This window comes from Streptomyces sp. NPDC048288 (assembly GCF_043201555.1).
GTDB lineage: Bacteria > Actinomycetota > Actinomycetes > Streptomycetales > Streptomycetaceae > Streptomyces.
In genome coordinates this window covers 79954-96326 of sequence record NZ_JBICZD010000001.1, presented here as the reverse complement: position 1 = coordinate 96326, position 16373 = coordinate 79954, and the positions used below count along the sequence as shown (strand labels likewise).

Annotated in this window: 17 protein-coding genes; 10 read left to right on the top strand and 7 right to left on the bottom strand. The window is 72.0% G+C overall.

Annotation, left to right across the window (positions count from 1 at the left end; translation table 11 throughout):
• The first annotated feature begins 206 nt into the window (after positions 1-206).
• Positions 207-665 (top strand): DUF5707 domain-containing protein, encoded by a 459-nt coding sequence (locus ACGFZS_RS00425; protein WP_393793264.1) that lies wholly within the window; start codon positions 207-209, stop codon positions 663-665.
• A 5-nt stretch (positions 666-670) separates the two neighbouring features.
• Here ACGFZS_RS00425 and ACGFZS_RS00420 read toward each other — a convergent pair whose 3' ends face one another.
• Positions 671-2113 (bottom strand): FAD-dependent monooxygenase, encoded by a 1443-nt coding sequence (locus ACGFZS_RS00420; RefSeq protein WP_393793263.1) that lies wholly within the window; start codon positions 2111-2113, stop codon positions 671-673.
• A gap of 115 nt (positions 2114-2228) precedes the next feature.
• Here ACGFZS_RS00420 and ACGFZS_RS00415 point away from each other — a divergent pair, with 115 nt between their 5' ends.
• Positions 2229-2828 (top strand): TetR family transcriptional regulator, encoded by a 600-nt coding sequence (locus tag ACGFZS_RS00415; RefSeq protein WP_365682502.1) that lies wholly within the window; start codon positions 2229-2231, stop codon positions 2826-2828.
• Positions 2829-2958: 130 nt separating this feature from the next.
• On the opposite strand, the gene ACGFZS_RS00410 is transcribed toward ACGFZS_RS00415, so the two are convergent.
• The 3 genes from ACGFZS_RS00410 to ACGFZS_RS00400 are packed head-to-tail and all read right to left on the bottom strand — an operon-like array spanning position 2959 to position 5540.
• Positions 2959-3210 carry a hypothetical protein gene (locus tag ACGFZS_RS00410; RefSeq protein ID WP_355711715.1) on the bottom strand — a complete coding sequence of 84 codons (252 nt, stop codon included), beginning with the start codon at positions 3208-3210 and terminating at the stop codon, positions 2959-2961.
• Between the two features lie 59 nt (positions 3211-3269).
• Positions 3270-5330 (bottom strand): 4-alpha-glucanotransferase, encoded by a 2061-nt coding sequence (gene malQ, locus ACGFZS_RS00405; protein ID WP_393793262.1) that lies wholly within the window; start codon positions 5328-5330, stop codon positions 3270-3272.
• Positions 5331-5540, bottom strand: coding sequence for a hypothetical protein (locus ACGFZS_RS00400; RefSeq protein ID WP_393533179.1), 210 nt, complete (start codon positions 5538-5540; stop codon positions 5331-5333).
• A gap of 140 nt (positions 5541-5680) precedes the next feature.
• Here ACGFZS_RS00400 and ACGFZS_RS00395 point away from each other — a divergent pair, with 140 nt between their 5' ends.
• Genes ACGFZS_RS00395 through ACGFZS_RS00385 form a run of 3 tightly spaced genes read left to right on the top strand, consistent with a single transcriptional unit; the run spans position 5681 to position 8276 of the window.
• Positions 5681-6214: a PadR family transcriptional regulator gene (locus tag ACGFZS_RS00395; protein ID WP_393793261.1), complete on the top strand. Its 534-nt coding sequence runs from the start codon at positions 5681-5683 to the stop codon at positions 6212-6214.
• A complete protein-coding gene (locus ACGFZS_RS00390; protein WP_393793260.1) occupies positions 6211-6909 on the top strand; it encodes an ABC transporter ATP-binding protein in 699 nt (232 codons plus the stop codon). The genes ACGFZS_RS00395 and ACGFZS_RS00390 overlap by 4 nt, the downstream gene beginning before the upstream one ends.
• Positions 6906-8276: an FtsX-like permease family protein gene (locus tag ACGFZS_RS00385; protein WP_393793259.1), complete on the top strand. Its 1371-nt coding sequence runs from the start codon at positions 6906-6908 to the stop codon at positions 8274-8276. Before ACGFZS_RS00390 ends, ACGFZS_RS00385 begins: the two co-directional genes overlap by 4 nt.
• A gap of 74 nt (positions 8277-8350) precedes the next feature.
• On the opposite strand, the gene ACGFZS_RS00380 is transcribed toward ACGFZS_RS00385, so the two are convergent.
• Positions 8351-8887: an HNH endonuclease gene (locus ACGFZS_RS00380; RefSeq protein WP_355711725.1), complete on the bottom strand. Its 537-nt coding sequence runs from the start codon at positions 8885-8887 to the stop codon at positions 8351-8353.
• Between the two features lie 326 nt (positions 8888-9213).
• Between ACGFZS_RS00380 and ACGFZS_RS00375 the strand changes: the two genes are divergently transcribed.
• Positions 9214-10308 (top strand): mechanosensitive ion channel family protein, encoded by a 1095-nt coding sequence (locus ACGFZS_RS00375; protein WP_393656857.1) that lies wholly within the window; start codon positions 9214-9216, stop codon positions 10306-10308.
• Here ACGFZS_RS00375 and ACGFZS_RS00370 read toward each other — a convergent pair.
• Both ACGFZS_RS00370 and ACGFZS_RS00365 read right to left on the bottom strand, forming a co-directional pair.
• Positions 10301-10927, bottom strand: coding sequence for a hypothetical protein (locus ACGFZS_RS00370; protein ID WP_393793258.1), 627 nt, complete (start codon positions 10925-10927; stop codon positions 10301-10303). The two genes, ACGFZS_RS00375 and ACGFZS_RS00370, sit on opposite strands and share 8 nt — an antisense overlap.
• Complete coding sequence (locus ACGFZS_RS00365; protein WP_393793257.1) at positions 10924-11463, bottom strand: hypothetical protein; 540 nt, start codon at positions 11461-11463, stop codon at positions 10924-10926. The genes ACGFZS_RS00370 and ACGFZS_RS00365 overlap by 4 nt, the downstream gene beginning before the upstream one ends.
• Positions 11464-11713: 250 nt before the next feature.
• On the opposite strand from ACGFZS_RS00365, the gene ACGFZS_RS00360 reads away from it, so the two are divergent.
• The 4 genes from ACGFZS_RS00360 (at position 11714) to ACGFZS_RS00345 (ending at position 16373) form a co-directional block, all read left to right on the top strand.
• Entirely contained in the window at positions 11714-12559 is an 846-nt protein-coding gene (locus ACGFZS_RS00360; RefSeq protein WP_393793256.1) for a hypothetical protein, read from the top strand.
• 253 nt (positions 12560-12812) lie between these two features.
• Positions 12813-14024 (top strand): ROK family transcriptional regulator, encoded by a 1212-nt coding sequence (locus ACGFZS_RS00355; protein ID WP_393793255.1) that lies wholly within the window; start codon positions 12813-12815, stop codon positions 14022-14024.
• A gap of 52 nt (positions 14025-14076) precedes the next feature.
• The gene (locus ACGFZS_RS00350; protein ID WP_393793254.1) at positions 14077-15429 is read left to right on the top strand and encodes an ABC transporter substrate-binding protein; all 1353 of its coding nucleotides are present in this window, start codon (positions 14077-14079) and stop codon (positions 15427-15429) included.
• 2 nt (positions 15430-15431) lie between these two features.
• A complete protein-coding gene (locus tag ACGFZS_RS00345) occupies positions 15432-16373 on the top strand; it encodes a carbohydrate ABC transporter permease (RefSeq protein WP_393793253.1) in 942 nt (313 codons plus the stop codon).

Here is a 16373-nt window from a genome sequence, read left to right as displayed (position 1 = left end):
TGCCTTGTCGGGGCGCCCGGTGGGATCTCCGCCGGGCGCCCCTCCCTATGCCCGAAGTACCCATCACCCAGGACGAGTTGAGTATCCGTGCTCACGCCGGGGGCGCCCGCGCGTTGCGAGGATCGACGCAACGGCGCGGCAGAGCGCGCCGGCCCGTTCGGCTCAGACAGCCTGAGCCGGCCCGAGCCAGTTACGGAGAACTCGCCATGTCCCGTCGTATCGCCCTGTCCGTGGTCGCCGGTGTCGTCGTGCTCGGCGGTGCCGGGGCGTTCGCCCTCGCCTACGCCGGTGAGCAGGACCCCGCGCCCGCCCTGGCGCACAGCACCGCCCGCTACACCGCTCCGGAGGCCGGCCGGGACGGCTCGGTCTCCTTCACCACCGAGGTCAGCGCGCCCTCCGGCGTCAAGAGCCTGAAGGTGCTGGCCTGGCCGGACAAGTCGGTGTTCGCGAAGAAGCAGCTGACCGCCGAGGAGATGGCCCCGGTGGAGTCGGCGACCTGCACGCCGGCCGGCGCCCACACCGTGCGGTGCGTGTACAAGGACGCGGTGTCCGCTGCCGACGTCGCCTCGTCCCCGCACGGCACCTGGCACATCGCCGTGCTCGCCACGGCGAAGGACGGGCACACCACCTTCGATACCAGGGCCGCGGACTTCACCATCGGCTGAGCCGGTCACCCGACATGGGTGGCCAGCGCCCTCTCGATGTCCGGCGCCTGGGCGTCCTCGGCCGCCCAGGCCACGTAGCCGTCGGGGCGCACCAGCACAGTCGTACGACGGGCGCTCGCCCAGCGGGCCGCGGTCAGGCGGTCCGCACGTTCCGTGCCCGGGTCGTAGGGGCCCTGGGTGATCAGCACGAACCGGCCGCCGCGCAGCGCTTCGTAGAGCCTGCCGCCGCCGGCCGTCACGACGTCGGGAACGCGGGTGCCGGTGAGGCGGTGCGCGCCCCTGGGGGCGGGGTACCGGTAGCCGATGCCGGTGACCTGGCCGACCGCCTTGCGGCGGGCCGGGGCGAGGTGGTTGAGCGCGGTGGCGAGCGCGGCCCGCACGGGCAGCTGCCAGCCCTTGGCCATCGCGAGCCGGACGATCGCGCCGCTGCTGCGCAGCACGGTCCGGCCGACGGGGTGCCGTTCGCTCTGGTAGGTGTCGAGCAGGTCCGGGGCGGCGTGGCCGTGCAGCACGGCGGCGAGCTTCCAGCTCAGGTTGGCCGCGTCCTGGAGGCCGGTGTTCATGCCCTGGCCGCCGGCCGGGGTGTGCACGTGGGCCGCGTCGCCGGCCAGGAAGACCCGGCCGACCCGGTAGCTGGGCGCCTGGCGCTCGTCGCTGTGGAAGCGGGACATCCAGCGGGCGTCGTGCATCCCGTAGTCCCGGCCCAGGGCGAGGCGGGTGATCTCCTTGACCTCGTCGAGGCCCACCGGCTCGTGGTCGGGGACGTCACGGCCCCGGTGCCAGCAGATCACCCGGTAATAGCCGTCGCCGAACGGCGCCAGGAACGCGAACGCGTCGCCGACCGCGGCGGCCGTCAGCAGCGTCTCGGGCTGCTCGGCGAGCAGCACGTCGGCGAGGACCACGGACCGGATCGCCGACCTGCCCGGGAACGGCAGCCCGACCGCCTCCCGCACCACACTGCGCATGCCGTCGGTGCCGACGACGTACGCGGCGCGCAGCTCCTCCCCGCCCCTGACGTGGACCGTCACGCCGTCCGCGTCCTGGGTCAGGCCGGTCACCTCGCAGTCGTGCCGGAAGTCGACACCCGCCTCGGCGGCCCGGCGCTCCAGCACCTTCTCCACCTCGTACTGCGGCAGGACGAGGACGTGGTTGAAGCGGGAGGGAAGGGCGCCGAGGTCCAGCGTGAGCCCGTCGAAGAGGTTCATCCGGCTGATGGGCCGGCCGACGGCCTCCAGGTCGTCGGCGACACCCCGGGCGTCCAGCTGCTCCAGGGCGCGGGCGTGCAGGACGAAGGCGCGGGAGAGGTTGCTGATCTTGTGGGGGCGCTTTTCGAGGAGGGTGACCGGGATGCCGGCGGCGGCGAGGTCACCGGCCAGGAGCAGGCCGGTGGGACCGGAGCCGACGACGATCACGCGGGGTGTTCCCGAGGTGCCAGTCGTGCCGTTCATGAGGGCCTCCTGGAGGTCAACGCTTGTTTGCCAACGCTCGTTGACGAGTTTAGAGCGGTGCCGCCTTAGGCGTCAACACTTGTTGGCCCACAGATGTTGGCCTACGCTCGTTGGCATGACCGGCACCCCCAGTAGAAGCACAGATTCCGCGCACGGCCCGGCGGCGCGCCGCTCCGACGCCAGCCGCTCCGCGATCCTCGCCGCCGCCCGCGAGCGCTTCGCCACCGACGGCTACGAGCGCGCCACCATCCGCGCCATCGCCAAGGACGCGCACATCGACCCCTCCATGGTCATGCGCTACTTCGGCAGCAAGGACGGCCTCTTCGCGGCCGCCGTCGCCCTCGACCTGCGGATTCCCGACCTCTCGCAGGCACCGCGCGCCGAGGTCGGGCGGGCCCTGGTGGAGCACTTCCTGAACATCTGGGAGGAGAACGAGGAGCTCACCGCGGTCCTGCGGGTCGGGGTCACCAACAAGGCGGGCGCCGAGCGTCTGCAGGGCATCTTCCGGGAGCAGGTGGTGCCGGTGGCCCAGCGGGTGTGCCCGGACCCCGAGCAGGTGCCGGCGCGGGCGGCGCTGTGTGCCACGCAGTTGCTGGGGCTCGCCCTCACCCGGTACGTGCTGCGGCTGCCGCCGGCCGTGGCGCTGGCCCGTGCGGAGGTCGTGGCATGGCTCGGGCCGACCGTGCAGCGGTACCTGACCGCGCCGAGTCCCTGAGCGACGCACCGCCGGAGAACGCGCCGCCCGAGGACGCGCCGAGGGCGCCGGTCGGCTCCCGTACGCACGACACGTACGGAAGGCGACCGGCGCCCTCGGTGGAACGAAGAGGCTGTGGGAAGGCCGGGACCTACGCCTTGGCCTTCGGCTTGGTGACCCGGACCGTCGACTTGTCCAGCACCATCACCAGACCGGCGATGACCGCGAACAGCACGAGCGGGGCCAGGACGTAGAGGCCCAGCGTCTGGACGACGCTCAGGCCCTTGCCGGGGTCGTCACCGTCGTCACGCGTGAGCGCGAGCGCGGGGGACGACATGAGCAGCATCATCAGCGTCGTACCGGCAGCCAGGGCGCCGGCGCGCAGGGCGTTCTTCTTGTCCACGATCCCCAAGTTAGCGGGCCGACCTGGCAGGCGCGCGTCCGGGGTACCTGTTAACGGGATCATGGGGCCCGGTCCGCGTCGAGGGTCTCCAGCAGGGCCCGCGCCCGCCGCGACGCGGTCAGCTCCTCCAGGGTCACCGGACGGCCCGCCGGGTCCGCGACGGGCAGGCGCCAGTTCGGGTACTGGTCCCAGGTGCCGGGGAGGTTCTGCGGGCGGCGGTCGCCGACGGTGTCCGGGAGCCAGACGCCGATCATGCGGGCGGGGGTGCGCAGCAGGAACCGGTGGACGGCCCGGATCTCGGCCTCCTCGTCGCCGACGTCGGTCCCGGCGAGCAGGCCCAGGCTGATCAGCAGGGCCAGCCACTCCGCCGTGTCGGCCTTCGCCTCCGCCAGCTCCTGGGCCACCGGGCGGGTCAGCAGGCCGAGGCGGTCGCGGAGTTCGACGTGTTCGCCGGTGAGGCGGGCGGCGGTGGACGGCAGGTCGTGGGTGGTGGCGGTGGCCAGGCAGTCGGCGCGCCAGCGGTGCGGGGGCAGCGGCCGGCCGTCACCCGCCCAGTCCCGTTCGAACCAGAGGACGGAGGTGCCGAGGACCCCGTGCCGCTGGAGCGTCTCGCGGACCCCCGGCTCCACGGTGCCCAGGTCCTCCCCGATCACCACCGCGCCCGCCCGGATCGCCTCCAGGGCGAGCAGGGCCAGCATGGCCTCGGCGTCGTAGCGGACGTAGGTGCCCTCCGTCGGCGGGCGGCCCTCCGGGACCCACCAGAGCCGGAACAGGCCCATCACATGGTCGATGCGCAGGGCGCCGGCGTAGCGGAAGAGGGCGCGCAGGAGGCCGCGGAAGGGGGCGTGGCCGGAGGCGGCGAGGCGGTCGGGGCGCCAGGGCGGCAGGCCCCAGTCCTGGCCGCGGGCGTTGAAGGCGTCGGGCGGGGCGCCGACGGACATCCCGGCGGCGAAGAACGCGCCCTGCGCCCAGGCGTCGGCGCCCTGGGGATGCACGCCGACGGCGAGGTCGTGCACGATCCCGACCGGCATCCCGGCCTCGCGAGCGGTGCGCTGGGCGTCGGTGAGCTGGGTGACGGTGAGCCAGGCGAGCCGGGTGTGGAAGCCGACGCGGTCGGCCAGCCCGGCACGGGCCCGGGCGGTCTCCGCCGAGCGGGGGTCGCGCAGCGCCTCGGGCCACCGGCGCCACTCGGAGCCGTACTTCTCGGCGAGCGCGTACCAGGTGGCGTGGTCCTCCAGGTCCTGCCCCTCCGCCGCGCGGAAGGCGTCGTAGGCGGCCTGCCGGGCCGGATCGAGCGGTACGCCGGCCACCGCCTCCAGCGCCTCCCGCTTCAGCTCCCACACCGCGTCCCGGTCGATGAGGGCGCCCTGGTCGAGGACGGCGGCGCGCAGCCGTCCGGCGCGTTCGGCGAGCGCGGGGTCCTCGGTGTACTCGGGGACGGACTCCAGCCGCAGATGCACCGGGTCCGGGAAGCGGCGAGAGGAGGGGCGGTACGGGGACGGGTCGGTGGGGGCCCCGGGGACAGCCGCGTGCAACGGGTTGACCTGCACGAACCCGGCCCCGGCGGTGCGTCCGGCCCAGTCGGCCAGGGCGGCGAGGTCGCCGAGGTCGCCCATGCCCCAGGAGCGCCGGGAGAGCAGCGAGTAGAGCTGGACGAGGAGGCCGTAGGAGCGGGTGGCCGGGGTGGGCAGCCGGTCGGGGGCGACGACGAGGTGGCAGTGGCCGTCGCGGCCGTCGGGGGCGGTGGCGGTCAGCCGATGGACGCCGAGCGGCAGGTCGCGTACGCGGTCGAGGGTCTCGGCGTCGAGGGTCTCTCCGTCCTCCGTACGCACCTCCAGGCGGGTCCCGGCGGGCAGGCCGAGGTCGATCCCGCCGGCGCCCGCCCAGTGGACGACGGTCGGCGGCAGCAGCCGTTCGGCGAGGTGCCGCTCGCGGTCGGCGAGGGCGGTGCGGACGGCTTCCGGGCCGCTCGCGTCGACGCCCAGGGCGCCGAGGGCGGCGATCACGGCGGAGGCCGAGGCGGCGACCGTACGGTCCGGGGACGGGCTGTAGGAGGTGGCGACGCCGTGCAGCTCCGCCAGCCGGGACAGCTCCCCGTCGCAGGGAGCGGCTTCGCTCATCTACAACCCCGGCTCGCTGGTCAGCGGGGCCGCGTCGGCGAGCGGCGGTTCGCTGGTGAGGGGCTCGGCGTCGGGCAGCGGCGGCTCACTGGTCAGCGGGGCCTCCGCGCAGGCGCTCTCGGCGCTGAACACGCACAGGTGGGACTCCTCCTCGGTCTGCGCCAAGGGTTTGAACTGGGCCGGGATCGGATGATGAACCGTTGCGGCCACGGTGGCCTCCTCGTCGTTTCGTCGGGTACGGCGGCGGGTGCCGGGTCATGGCAGGCCTACCCAGTGAACGGGACGGCACTCTCGACGGAAACCGGAGCGACTATTCACTCAGTACATGTAGCCGGTGCATACTGATCTCCATGAGCACCCGGCACATCCTCCTGGGGCTGCTGGAGTCCGGCCCGAGTCACGGCTACGACCTCAAGCGGCGCCACGACGAGCGGTTCCCGCAGGCCCGCCCGCTGGCCTACGGGCAGGTCTACACGACCCTGCAGCGCCTGGTCCGCGACGGCCTGGCGGAGTTCGACGGCACCGACACGGACGGCGGCCCGGAGCGGACCCGCTACCGCTCGACGGAGGCGGGCGCGCACGAACTGGCCCGCTGGGCGGGGGCGACCACCCCGCCGGCGCCGTTCGTGGCGAACGAGATCTTCGCCAAGGTCGTGGTGTCGATCCTGGCCGGCGGCGACCCGGCCGCCTACCTGCGCGACCAGCGCGCCGCGCACATGGAGCGGATGCGGGAACTCACCGCCGTCAAGACGGCGCGGAAGGCCGATCTGACGACCGTGCTCTCGGCGGACTTCGCCCTCAACCACCTCGACGCCGACCTCCGTTGGATGACCACGACGGCGGCCCGGCTCACCACTCTGACCGCGGAGGTCGACTCAGCATGAGCACCCAGGGGGGCACCCCGATACCGCTGCTGACGGGCCGGGACCTGGCCAAGGCACACGGCAGGACCGAGGCCCTGCGCGGCGCCTCGGTCGAGCTGCGCGCGGGCGAGATCCTCGCCGTGACCGGCGCCAGCGGCAGCGGGAAGTCCACGCTGCTGCACTGCCTCGCCGGGATCGTCCGCCCGGACGCGGGCTCGGTGACGTACGCCGGGGAGCGGCTGGACGGGCTGCCCGAGAAGCGGCTGAGCGAGCTGCGGCGGACCGACTTCGGGGTGGTCTTCCAGTTCGGGCAGCTGATCCCGGAGCTCACGGCGCTGGACAACGTGGCGCTGCCGCTGATGCTCGCGGGGGCGGCCCGTGCGGACGCCCGGGCGCGGGCCGGCGAGTGGCTGGAGCGGTTCGGGGTGCGCGGGCAGGAGGAGCTGCGGCCGGGCGCGATGAGCGGCGGGCAGGCCCAGCGGGCCGCGCTGGCCCGGGCGCTGGTGACCGGCCCGAAGGTGGTCTTCGCGGACGAGCCGACCGGGGCGCTGGACTCGCTGGCGAGCGAGCAGGTGATGACCGGCCTGGTGCACACGGTCCGGGAGACGGGCGCGGCCGTCCTGCTGATCACGCACGACGCCCAGGTGGCGGCGTACGCGGACCGCGAGGCGCGGCTGAGCGACGGGGCCGTGCGGCCGGCGGGGGTGACCGCGTGAGGGCCGATCTGGCGCTCGCCTGGCTGCTGACCCGGGGGTCGGACCGGCGGGAGTGGTGGCGGATCGTGCTGACGGCGGCCGGGGCCGCCCTCGCGACCGGGCTCGGTACGGTCGTCGCCGTGCTGGTGCCGATGGACGGCCACCATCACATCGGGGTCGGCGGCGGCCTGCTGGACGAGGAGGGGACCCGGGGCGGTGTGGTCGCCGCGCTGACGATGCTGCTCATCCCGGTGTACGGGTTCCTCGGGCAGAGCGCGCGGATCGGTGCCGTGCACCGCGACCGGCGGCTGGCCGCGCTGCGGCTGGCCGGGGCCGGGCCCGCGCAGGTGCGGCGGACCGCGGCGCTGGAGTCGGGGCTCGCCTGCCTGGCCGGCTCCGCCGCGGCCACGGCGGTCTCGGTGCCGGTCCTGCTCCGCCTGTGGTCCCACCCCGTCCCCCTGGCCTGGGCCGGCCTCGCCGCGATGGTCCTGCTGGTGCCGGCGGCCGGCGCGGCGGTGGGCGCGCTGTCGCTGCGCCGCGTGGTGGCGTCGCCGCTGGGTGTCGTACGACGGGTGCCGCCCGCGGGTCCGGGGCGGCTGTTCCGGGTGGCGACCGTCCTGCTGGGCGTGTCCGCGCTGTTCGTGGTGGTGGCCGTGTTCGTGCGCGACCCCTTCTCGCTCCCCCTGTTCGGGCTCGCCGTCGGCCCGCTCGTGGTCTTCGCCCTGAGCCTGCTGATCGGCGCCGTGGCGGTGGGGCTGGCGGGCTGGTCCGCCCGGCGGCTGGGCACGGCGCTCGCCGCGCGCACGGACAGCCCCGCGGTGCTGATCGCGGCGGAACGGCTGCGCGACGACCCGTGGGCGGCGGCCCGGACGCACGCGGCCGTGCTGCTGGTGACGGTCGTCGGCACGGCCTTCGTGGGGGTCCGGCAGGTGCTGCTCGCCGACCTGCGCGCCGCCGAGCGCGAGGGCCACCTCGGGATGGGCCTGTCGTACTACACCGACGGGCTCGATCTGACGGCCGTCGCGATCCTCCTCGCCCTGGTGATCGTGCTGTCCGGGCTCGCCGTGGGCACCGCGGAGTCCCTGGCCACCCGGCGCCGGGGCCTGGCGGTCCAGACCGCCGCCGGGGTGCCGCACGGGGTGCTGGCCCGGGCGCTGCTGCTGGAGACCGCGCTGCCGCTGCTTCCCGCGGTCACGGTGGCGGGTGCGGGCGGCATGGGGATCGGGGTCTGGTACTCGGCGCTCGCCGGGGAGCGCGCCGCCGTGGGGGTGCCGTACGTGGCGCTGCTGGTCCCGGTGGGCGTGTACGCGTGCTGTCTGCTCGCGGCGGCCACCTCGCTGCCCCTGCTGCGCCGCTCGGTGCGCCCGGCGGAGCTGCGCTACGCGTGAGAGCCGGGGCGGGCGCGTCCCGAAGAGCCCCGTGGCCGAGCCGGCGGCCACGGGGTATGCGAAGGCCCGGATCGTCAGGCGGAGATGCCGTCGATCCGGGCCAGGGCGTCGTCCGCGCCGTACGGCTGCAAGTACGGCAGCCAGCGCGGGTCCCTATGGCCGGTGCCGATGATGCGCCAGGCCAGGCCGGTGGGTGGGGCTGGTTTGTGCCGCAGCCGCCAGCCGATCTCGAAGAGATGGCGGTCGGCCTTGACGTGGTTGCAGCGGCGGCAGGACGCCACCACGTTGTCCCAGACGTGCTGACCCCCGCGACTGCGCGGGATGACGTGGTCGACGCTGGTTGCGACGCCACCGCAGTACATGCACCGGCCCCCGTCGCGGGCGAAGAGCGCCCTGCGGGTGAGAGGAACGGGCCCCCGGTAGGGAACCCGTACGAATCGCTTGAGCCGGACCACGCTGGGTGCGGGGACTGTGACGGTTGCGCTGTGCATAAAGGCGCCGGATTCCTCCAAGGCGACAGCCTTGTTCTCCAGGACGAGGATGAGCGCGCGGCGGAGCGGTACGACGCCGAGCGGCTCGTACGACGCGTTGAGGACCAGGACATGCGGCACGGGTGCCTCCTTGGGCGTCGGCGGCGCGTGGCTCGCGCCGGGACGATCTGTGGCCAGTCTCCCCTCTTGCCTGGTGGACGCGCCACCATGTCCGCGTAACGGGCTGGGAGTGTTTTCGACCACACCGCATTCATCCCCCGCTCGCCGCCCTGTTCAAGCGGGCGTGAGGACGGTCTCTCCTTCTCGTATCGGTCGGGCCCACACACAATGCCCCGTTAGTGTGGTGATCCTGCCCGTCCGGTGACCTTTTCGTGACCTTGAACCAGCCGTACGACCCGTGACCGCCGTACCGGAGGGCAGTACCGCACCGCCTGGAGGTACCCGCCGTGTCCTTGCCCGCCGTCCTACTGGCCGCCGGTTCGTCGCCGTCGCCGAGCCCCTCGGGTTCGTCGACCCCGGCGGTCCCCACGCTCCAGGACGCCCAGGAGAGCGCCACCAACGCCGCGAGCTGGGTCGAGCAGAACTGGTCGACCTGGCTGGCGATAGGCCTGAAGGTGCTGCTGATCCTGGTGATCGCGGTGGTGCTCAGAAACGTCGTGCTGCGGTCGATAACCAAGCTCATCGACCGGATGAACCGCACGGCCGAGTCGGCGGAGGGCACCACCCTCGGCGGGCTGCTGGTCAACGCGGAGCGGCGGCGGCAGCGCTCGCAAGCGATCGGGTCCGTGCTGCGGTCGATGGCGAGCTTCGTGATCCTGGGCACGGCCGCGCTGACCGTGCTGTCCGCCTTCCAGATCAACCTCGCGCCGCTGCTGGCCTCGGCCGGTGTCGCCGGTGTCGCGATCGGTTTCGGCGCCCGGAACCTGGTCACGGACTTCCTGTCCGGCGTCTTCATGATCCTGGAGGACCAGTACGGCGTCGGCGACTCGATCGACGCGGGGGTGGCCTCCGGCGAGGTCATCGAGGTCGGGCTGCGGGTGACCAAGCTGCGCGGCGACAACGGCGAGATCTGGTACGTCCGCAACGGCGAGGTGAAGCGGATCGGCAACCTCTCGCAGGGCTGGGCCACCGCCGGTGTCGACGTCACCGTGCGGCCCAGCGAGGACCTCGACAAGGTCCGGGCCACCCTGGACGAGGTCGCCGAGAAGATGGCCAAGGAGGAGCCCTGGAACGAGCTGCTGTGGGGCCCGATCCAGATCCTCGGCCTGGACTCCGTCCTCATCGACTCGATGGTCGTCCGGCTCTCCGCCAAGACCATGCCCGGCAAGGCGCTGACCGTGGAGCGCGAGCTGCGCTGGCGGATCAAGCGGGCCTTCGACGCGGCGGACATCCGGATCGTGGGTGGCGTGCCGACCGTGCTGAGCGAGGACGAGATCCCGGATCCGACGGCGGCCGTGGCCGCGCCGTCCGTCTTCTCCAACGCGGACTCCCCGCAGGTGGCGGCGACGACCCCGATCGCCTCGCAGCGGCCGGCTAAGTAGCCTTGCCGCCGCAGGCGAGCCGGTAGGCCTCCTTGACCCAGGCTTCGTCGGTGTGCGGGTCGACACCGCACTCCAGGGAGGAGTCGGTGTTGCCGTTGAGCCAGGTGGTGACGCTGCCGTAGACGGTGCGGCCGGGACAGGCGACGGTGAAGCTGCCCTCCACGACCGACACCGCCTTGGCGTCGACGTAGCGCCCGCCGTGCCCGAGGGTGCCCATCTTGAGCGGCGGAGGCCTGCGGTCGGCGGATTCCTCCCCGGGCGCGGCGAACTGCTCCGCGTCCCACCACTTGAGGCGCTTGGCGAGCGCGGCCAGGACGCGGTGCGCGGAAACGCTTCCGTCGCTGGTGTCGACCCGGGGGACGATGTCGCGGACGAGCTGGGTGCGGAAGGTGATCCAGCCGCGGTCACCGTCCTTCACCGTCACGACCGGGGAGATCTCGGTGAGCCGTTTCTCCCGCGTCACGCCGGCCCACCGGAAGGTCCCGCCCGGGCAGGCGGGGGTGGTGGCGGACGCCTTCGCCGAGGGCTTGTCCTCGGCCTTCTTCACCGTCGTCGTGGTGCAGCCCGCCGTCGCCAGGAGGAGGGCGCCGAGCACGATCCCGAGGTGACGCCGTCTCACTTCGCCTCCCGGGGCCGCAGCGTGCGCACTATCTGGCAGAGCGCGGTGAACGCGGCGCCCCGCAGGATGCCGCTCCCAAGGTGCTCGGAGGCGCGGACCTCCACGCGGGCCTCGCCCGAGGAGTCGTCGAAGGTGACCGAGGCCGGGGCGAACAGCCGGGTGCGGTACAGGCGCCAGCGGAAGTCGACCGGGTTGCCGTCGCCGACGTCGGACGCCCGCCGGGCCGCGCCCAGTTCGGCACGGATCCGGTCGAACGGGACACCTGTGAGGGTGTGGCTCTGGGTGGCGTCCAGGAGCCGATCACCGGCCTCGACGCCCAGCCCGCGCGCCCTGCGCACCAGCAGACCGGTCCGGCAGCCGGCCCAGAGCAGCGCGAGCGCGAGGAAGACCACCGGGTACCCGGCCAGGTGCCGCAGGGTCGTCGGGGAGAAACCCTCGTCGACGAGTTCGAGGACGCACAGGGTAAGGAGCGGCCCCACGGAATCACCGCAGGCGCCGCGCAACAGCCGTACGAAGAGCCGTCTTCGAGGGGTCATGGTCGGTCGCCGTTCTCCTGGTCGGTGTCGAGATCAAAGGACAGGAAGCTATGAGACGGGGGGCGTTGACCAGGCCGGACGAAGATCGTGACGGAGCCGTGACCGCCGGCTCGGCTGCGGACGGATTCAGACGGTCTTCACAGGTCCCCCGTATTCTCCCCGTCTTCGCGATGATCTATGGTCGCCGCATCACGGGTCCTTGTTCTGGAGCGCGACGTCGCCCGGGGACCCGTCTCGATTGTGGGGACTTATGAGAAAGCTCGCCATAGGCGCCGCCCTGTCCGGCTCCCTGGCCCTGGCCGGCATCGCGGCGCCCGCCGCGTCGGCGGCCACTCCGAACCTGGTCTTCTCCGACGTGACCGTCAACAAGGGCAAGGCGATCGTCGTCGGCACCACCAAGACGGTGAACGTGCCGGTGACGTACACCCTGACCCGGCCCGCCGACCTGGTCATCGACAACAAGAAGACGTTCGCCGCGGTGATGCTCTACCGCGGCACGCTGCGGACCCTCGACAACGAGCTGGACCCGGAGGTCATGCCCACCTGCACGACGACCTCCACGACGGACACCACGGTCACCGAGAGCTGCTCCGAGACCATCCCGGTCGACCCGGACGAGTACCTGTACGACTCCGCGGACGCCACCACGTGGAAGGCCGCGGGCCTGTACGCCCACTTCGACGCCACCGTCTCGGACGACTTCCTCAGCTCCGAGTCCGACGTGGCCATCTGGGGCAACCTGACCACCGCCAAGGTGCAGCGCGCGGCCAAGCTGACCGTCGACGCGAGCCCCGAACCGGCGATCACGGGCAAGACGATCACCGTCAAGGGCAAGCTGACCCGGGCCAACTGGGAGACCGGCACGTACTCGGGCTACAAGGGGCAGAAGGTCGTCCTCCAGTTCCGCACCGAGGGCACCAGCACGTACAAGAACGTCAAGGGCATCACCTCCGGCACCGGCGGCGCCCTGTCCACCACCGTGAAGGCGTCGAAGACCGGCTACTACCGCTTCGTCTTCGCCGGTACGACGACCACCGCCGCGGCGAAGGCCACCGGCGACCACATCGAGGTGGACCCGCCGGCCACCAAGCTCTGACAGAGCCGCAGACCTACGGCAGGGCCCGTCCGGATCTTCCGGGCGGGCCCTGCCGTATGTCCATGTCCAGGTAACGAGTACGTTGCCGCGCCTGCGGGCTATTGACGCACTTCTCCCGGCGGCCTACTTTTTCCAGCCAACAGGAAACTTTCCTAACAGTGATCAAGGAGAGCGGTCCGGCCGGTTCCCCGGCTGGACCGATCGCCCAGGTCACTGGGAAACTGAGCGGCTGGAAAGGCAGGTGTCGAACCCCATGGCAGGAACCGCCGGTACGCCGGGCACCCCGCGTGTGCTGCGCGCCATGAACGACCGCGCCGCACTGGACCTGCTGCTGCAGCACGGCCCGCTCTCGCGCACCCGGATCGGCAAGCTCACCGGCCTCTCCAAGCCGACCGCCTCCCAGCTGCTGGCCCGCCTGGAGGCGGCCGGACTGGTCCTGGCGACCGGGACGAGCGAGGGACGGCCGGGCCCCAACGCCCAGCTGTACTCGGTGAATCCGGCCGCCGCCCACGCCGCCGGGCTCGATGTCAACCCCGCCCGGATCCGGGCCGCCGTCGCCGACGTCACCGGCCGCACGGTCGGCGAGTACGAGCTGCCGACCCCGGGCAGGCGCTCCGCGCAGTCCGTCGTACGGCAGGTCACCGACGCCCTGGACGGCGCGGTGAAGGCGGCCGGGCTGGCCCGCGACGACCTCCACCGGGTCGTCGTCGGCACCCCCGGCGCCTTCGACCCGGGCACCGGCCGGCTGCGCTACGCCTCGCACCTGCCCGGCTGGCACTCCCCCGCGCTGCTCGACGACCTCGCCGCCGCGCTGCCGATGCCCGTCGAGTACGAGAACGACGTCAACCTCGTCGCCATCGCCGAACAGCGGCTCGGCGCGGCCCGCGGCCACGGCGACTTCGTGCTGCTGTGGAACGAGGAGGGCCTCGGCGCCGCCCTGGTCCTCGGCGGGCGGCTGCACCGCGGCTGGACCGGCGGCGCCGGCGAGGTCGGCTTCCTGCCGGTGCCGGGCACCCCGCTGGTGCGCCAGGTGACCAAGGCCAACAGCGGTGGTTACCAGGAACTCGCCGGTTCGCAGGCCCTTCCCCGGCTCGCCCGCGAACTCGGCATCGAGGACCTGCCCACCGGCTCGCACTCCGAGGTCGCCGCCGCACTCGTCACCCGCGCCACCGATCACGGCACCGGCCCGCACCACGAACTCCTCCGTACCTACGCGACCCGGCTCGCCACCGGTCTCGCCTCCCTCGTCTCCGTCCTCGACCCCGAACTCGTCGTCCTCAGCGGCACCGTCCTGACCGCCGGCGGCGAGGTCCTGCGCGCCCTGGTCCAGGCCGAGCTGGAGGAGCTGGCGGCCGCCCGGCCCCGGCTCGTCGTCGGCGACGTCCAGGAACACCCCGTGCTGCGCGGCGCGCTGGAGAGCGCCCTCGCGACCACCCGCGACGAGGTCTTCGACACCTCGCGCTGACCCCGGCTCCTCCCCCTTCTTCCCGTCCCGCCCGCCCTTGGGAGATCCCGTCATGCCCTCTCGCACACCCTCAGCCGCCCGAAAGACGGCTTTTGCCCTGACTGTGCTGACCAGTTCGCTGGCCCTGCTCACCACCGCCTGTACCGGCCAGTCCTCCTCCGGCGCCTCCGACGACGCCTCCGCGAACACCACCATCAACTTCTGGCACGCCTGGAGCGCCCCGAACGAGGTGAAGGCGGTCAACGCGCTGATCGCCGGCTTCGAGAAGGCGCACCCCAACATTCACGTCAACGTCGTCTCCAACATGACCGACGACAAGATCAACCAGGCGCTGCGCAGCGGCGGCGACAAGGCCCCGGACGTCATCTCGTCGTTCACCACCAACAACGTGGGCAAGTTCTGCTCCTCGGGCGCGCTGGTCGACCTCAACCCGTTCTTCAAGAAGTCCGGCATCGACCCGGAGACGACGTTCCCGAAGGCGATGAACGAGTACACCCAGTACGACGGCAACCGCTGCACGGCGCCGCTGCTCGGGGACGCGTACGGCCTCTACTACAACAAGACGGCGTTCAAGAAGGCCGGCATCACCAGCCCGCCGAAGACGTGGACCGAATTCACCGCGGACGCCAAGAAACTGACGATCACCCAGGGCGACAGCTACAAGCAGCTCGGTTTCATGCCGGACTACCACGGCTGGGAGACCACGACCGAGCACTACGCGGCGCAGTTCTCGCCGACGTACTTCACCTCCGACGGCAAGTCGAACATCGCCAAGGACCCCGCTTTCACCGAGGCGTTCACGCTGCAGAAGAACCTCGTCGACGACCTCGGCGGATTCCAGAAGCTGGAGAAGTACCGGGCGACGCTCGGCGACGAGTGGGGCGAGAAGCACCCCTTCCAGACCGGCCAGGTCGCCATGCAGCTCGACGGCGAGTGGCGGCTCGGCATGGCCGTGGACGCCAAGACGAAGTTCGACATCGGCGTCGCGCCGCTGCCCGTGCCCGACGACCAGGTCGCGCAGTACGGCAAGGGCTACATCACCGGCACCATCGCCGGTATCGCCGCCACCAGCAAGAAGCAGAACGCGGCCTGGGAGTTCGTCAAGTACATCACCACGGACACGGACGCGGTGGTGAACTTCTCCAACGCCATCCACAACGTGCCGTCCACGCTGGCCGCCCTGAAGTCGCCGAAGCTGAAGTACGACCCGCGCTTCAAGACCTTCCTGGACATCGCCGCCAACCCGAACTCCACGACATCTCCCGCCTCCATCAACGGCGGTGTGTACCTGGCGACGATCCAGAACTTCGGATACGACTACGAGAGCGGCAAGGTCAAGGATCTCAAGTCCGGTCTGGCGGCCACGGCCCAGCAGATCGACACGGACATCGCGCAGGCGAAGTAGCGATGAGCACCATCACGCTGGCGTCGAAGCGCCGCAGGTCGGCGCTTCGGACGATCGCCTTCATGTCGCCCTGGCTGATCGGGTTCTCGGTCTTCTTCGCGTACCCGCTGCTCTCCACCGTCTATTTCTCCTTCATGCACTACGACGGCTTCAAACCGCCGACGTGGACCGGCACGAAGAACTGGACGTACGTCTTCGAGCACTATCCCTACTTCTGGCCCGCGATGCGCAACACCCTGTGGCTCGTGGTCGTGATGGTCTCGCTGCGGGTCGTCTTCGGACTCGGCATCGGCATGCTCATCACGAAGATAAAGACGGGTACCGGGATCTTCCGCACCCTCTTCTATCTGCCGTACCTGGCCCCGCCGGTCGCCGCGACGATGGCCTTCGCCTTCCTCCTCAACCCGGGCACCGGGCCGGTCAACTCGATGCTGGAGAAGATCGGCATCCCGGCCCCCGGCTGGTTCAACGACCCCACCTGGTCCAAGCCGGCCCTGACCCTGCTCGCGCTGTGGGGCGTCGGCGACCTGATGGTCATCTTCATGGCGGCGCTGCTCGACGTGCCCAAGGAGCAGTACGAGGCGGCGGAACTGGACGGCGCCTCCGCGTGGCAGCGCTTCCGGTTCGTCACGCTCCCCAACATCTCGCCCATCGTGATGTTCGCGGTCGTCACGGGTGTCATCCAGACGATGCAGTACTACACCCAGCCGCTCATCGCCGGAAAGGTCGCCTCGGGCGTCATCCAGGGCGCGGGCACGCAGTTCGAGCCCGGGTATCCGGAGAAGTCGACGCTCACCCTCCCCCAGCTCGTCTACAACCTCGGTTTCCAGCGCTTCGACTACGGCTCCGCGTGTGTCGTCGCCCTCGTGCTCTTCGCCCTGTCCATGGTGTTCACCGCGTTCCTGATGCGGCGCCGGGGCGGTCTCATCCAGGCAGGTGACTGA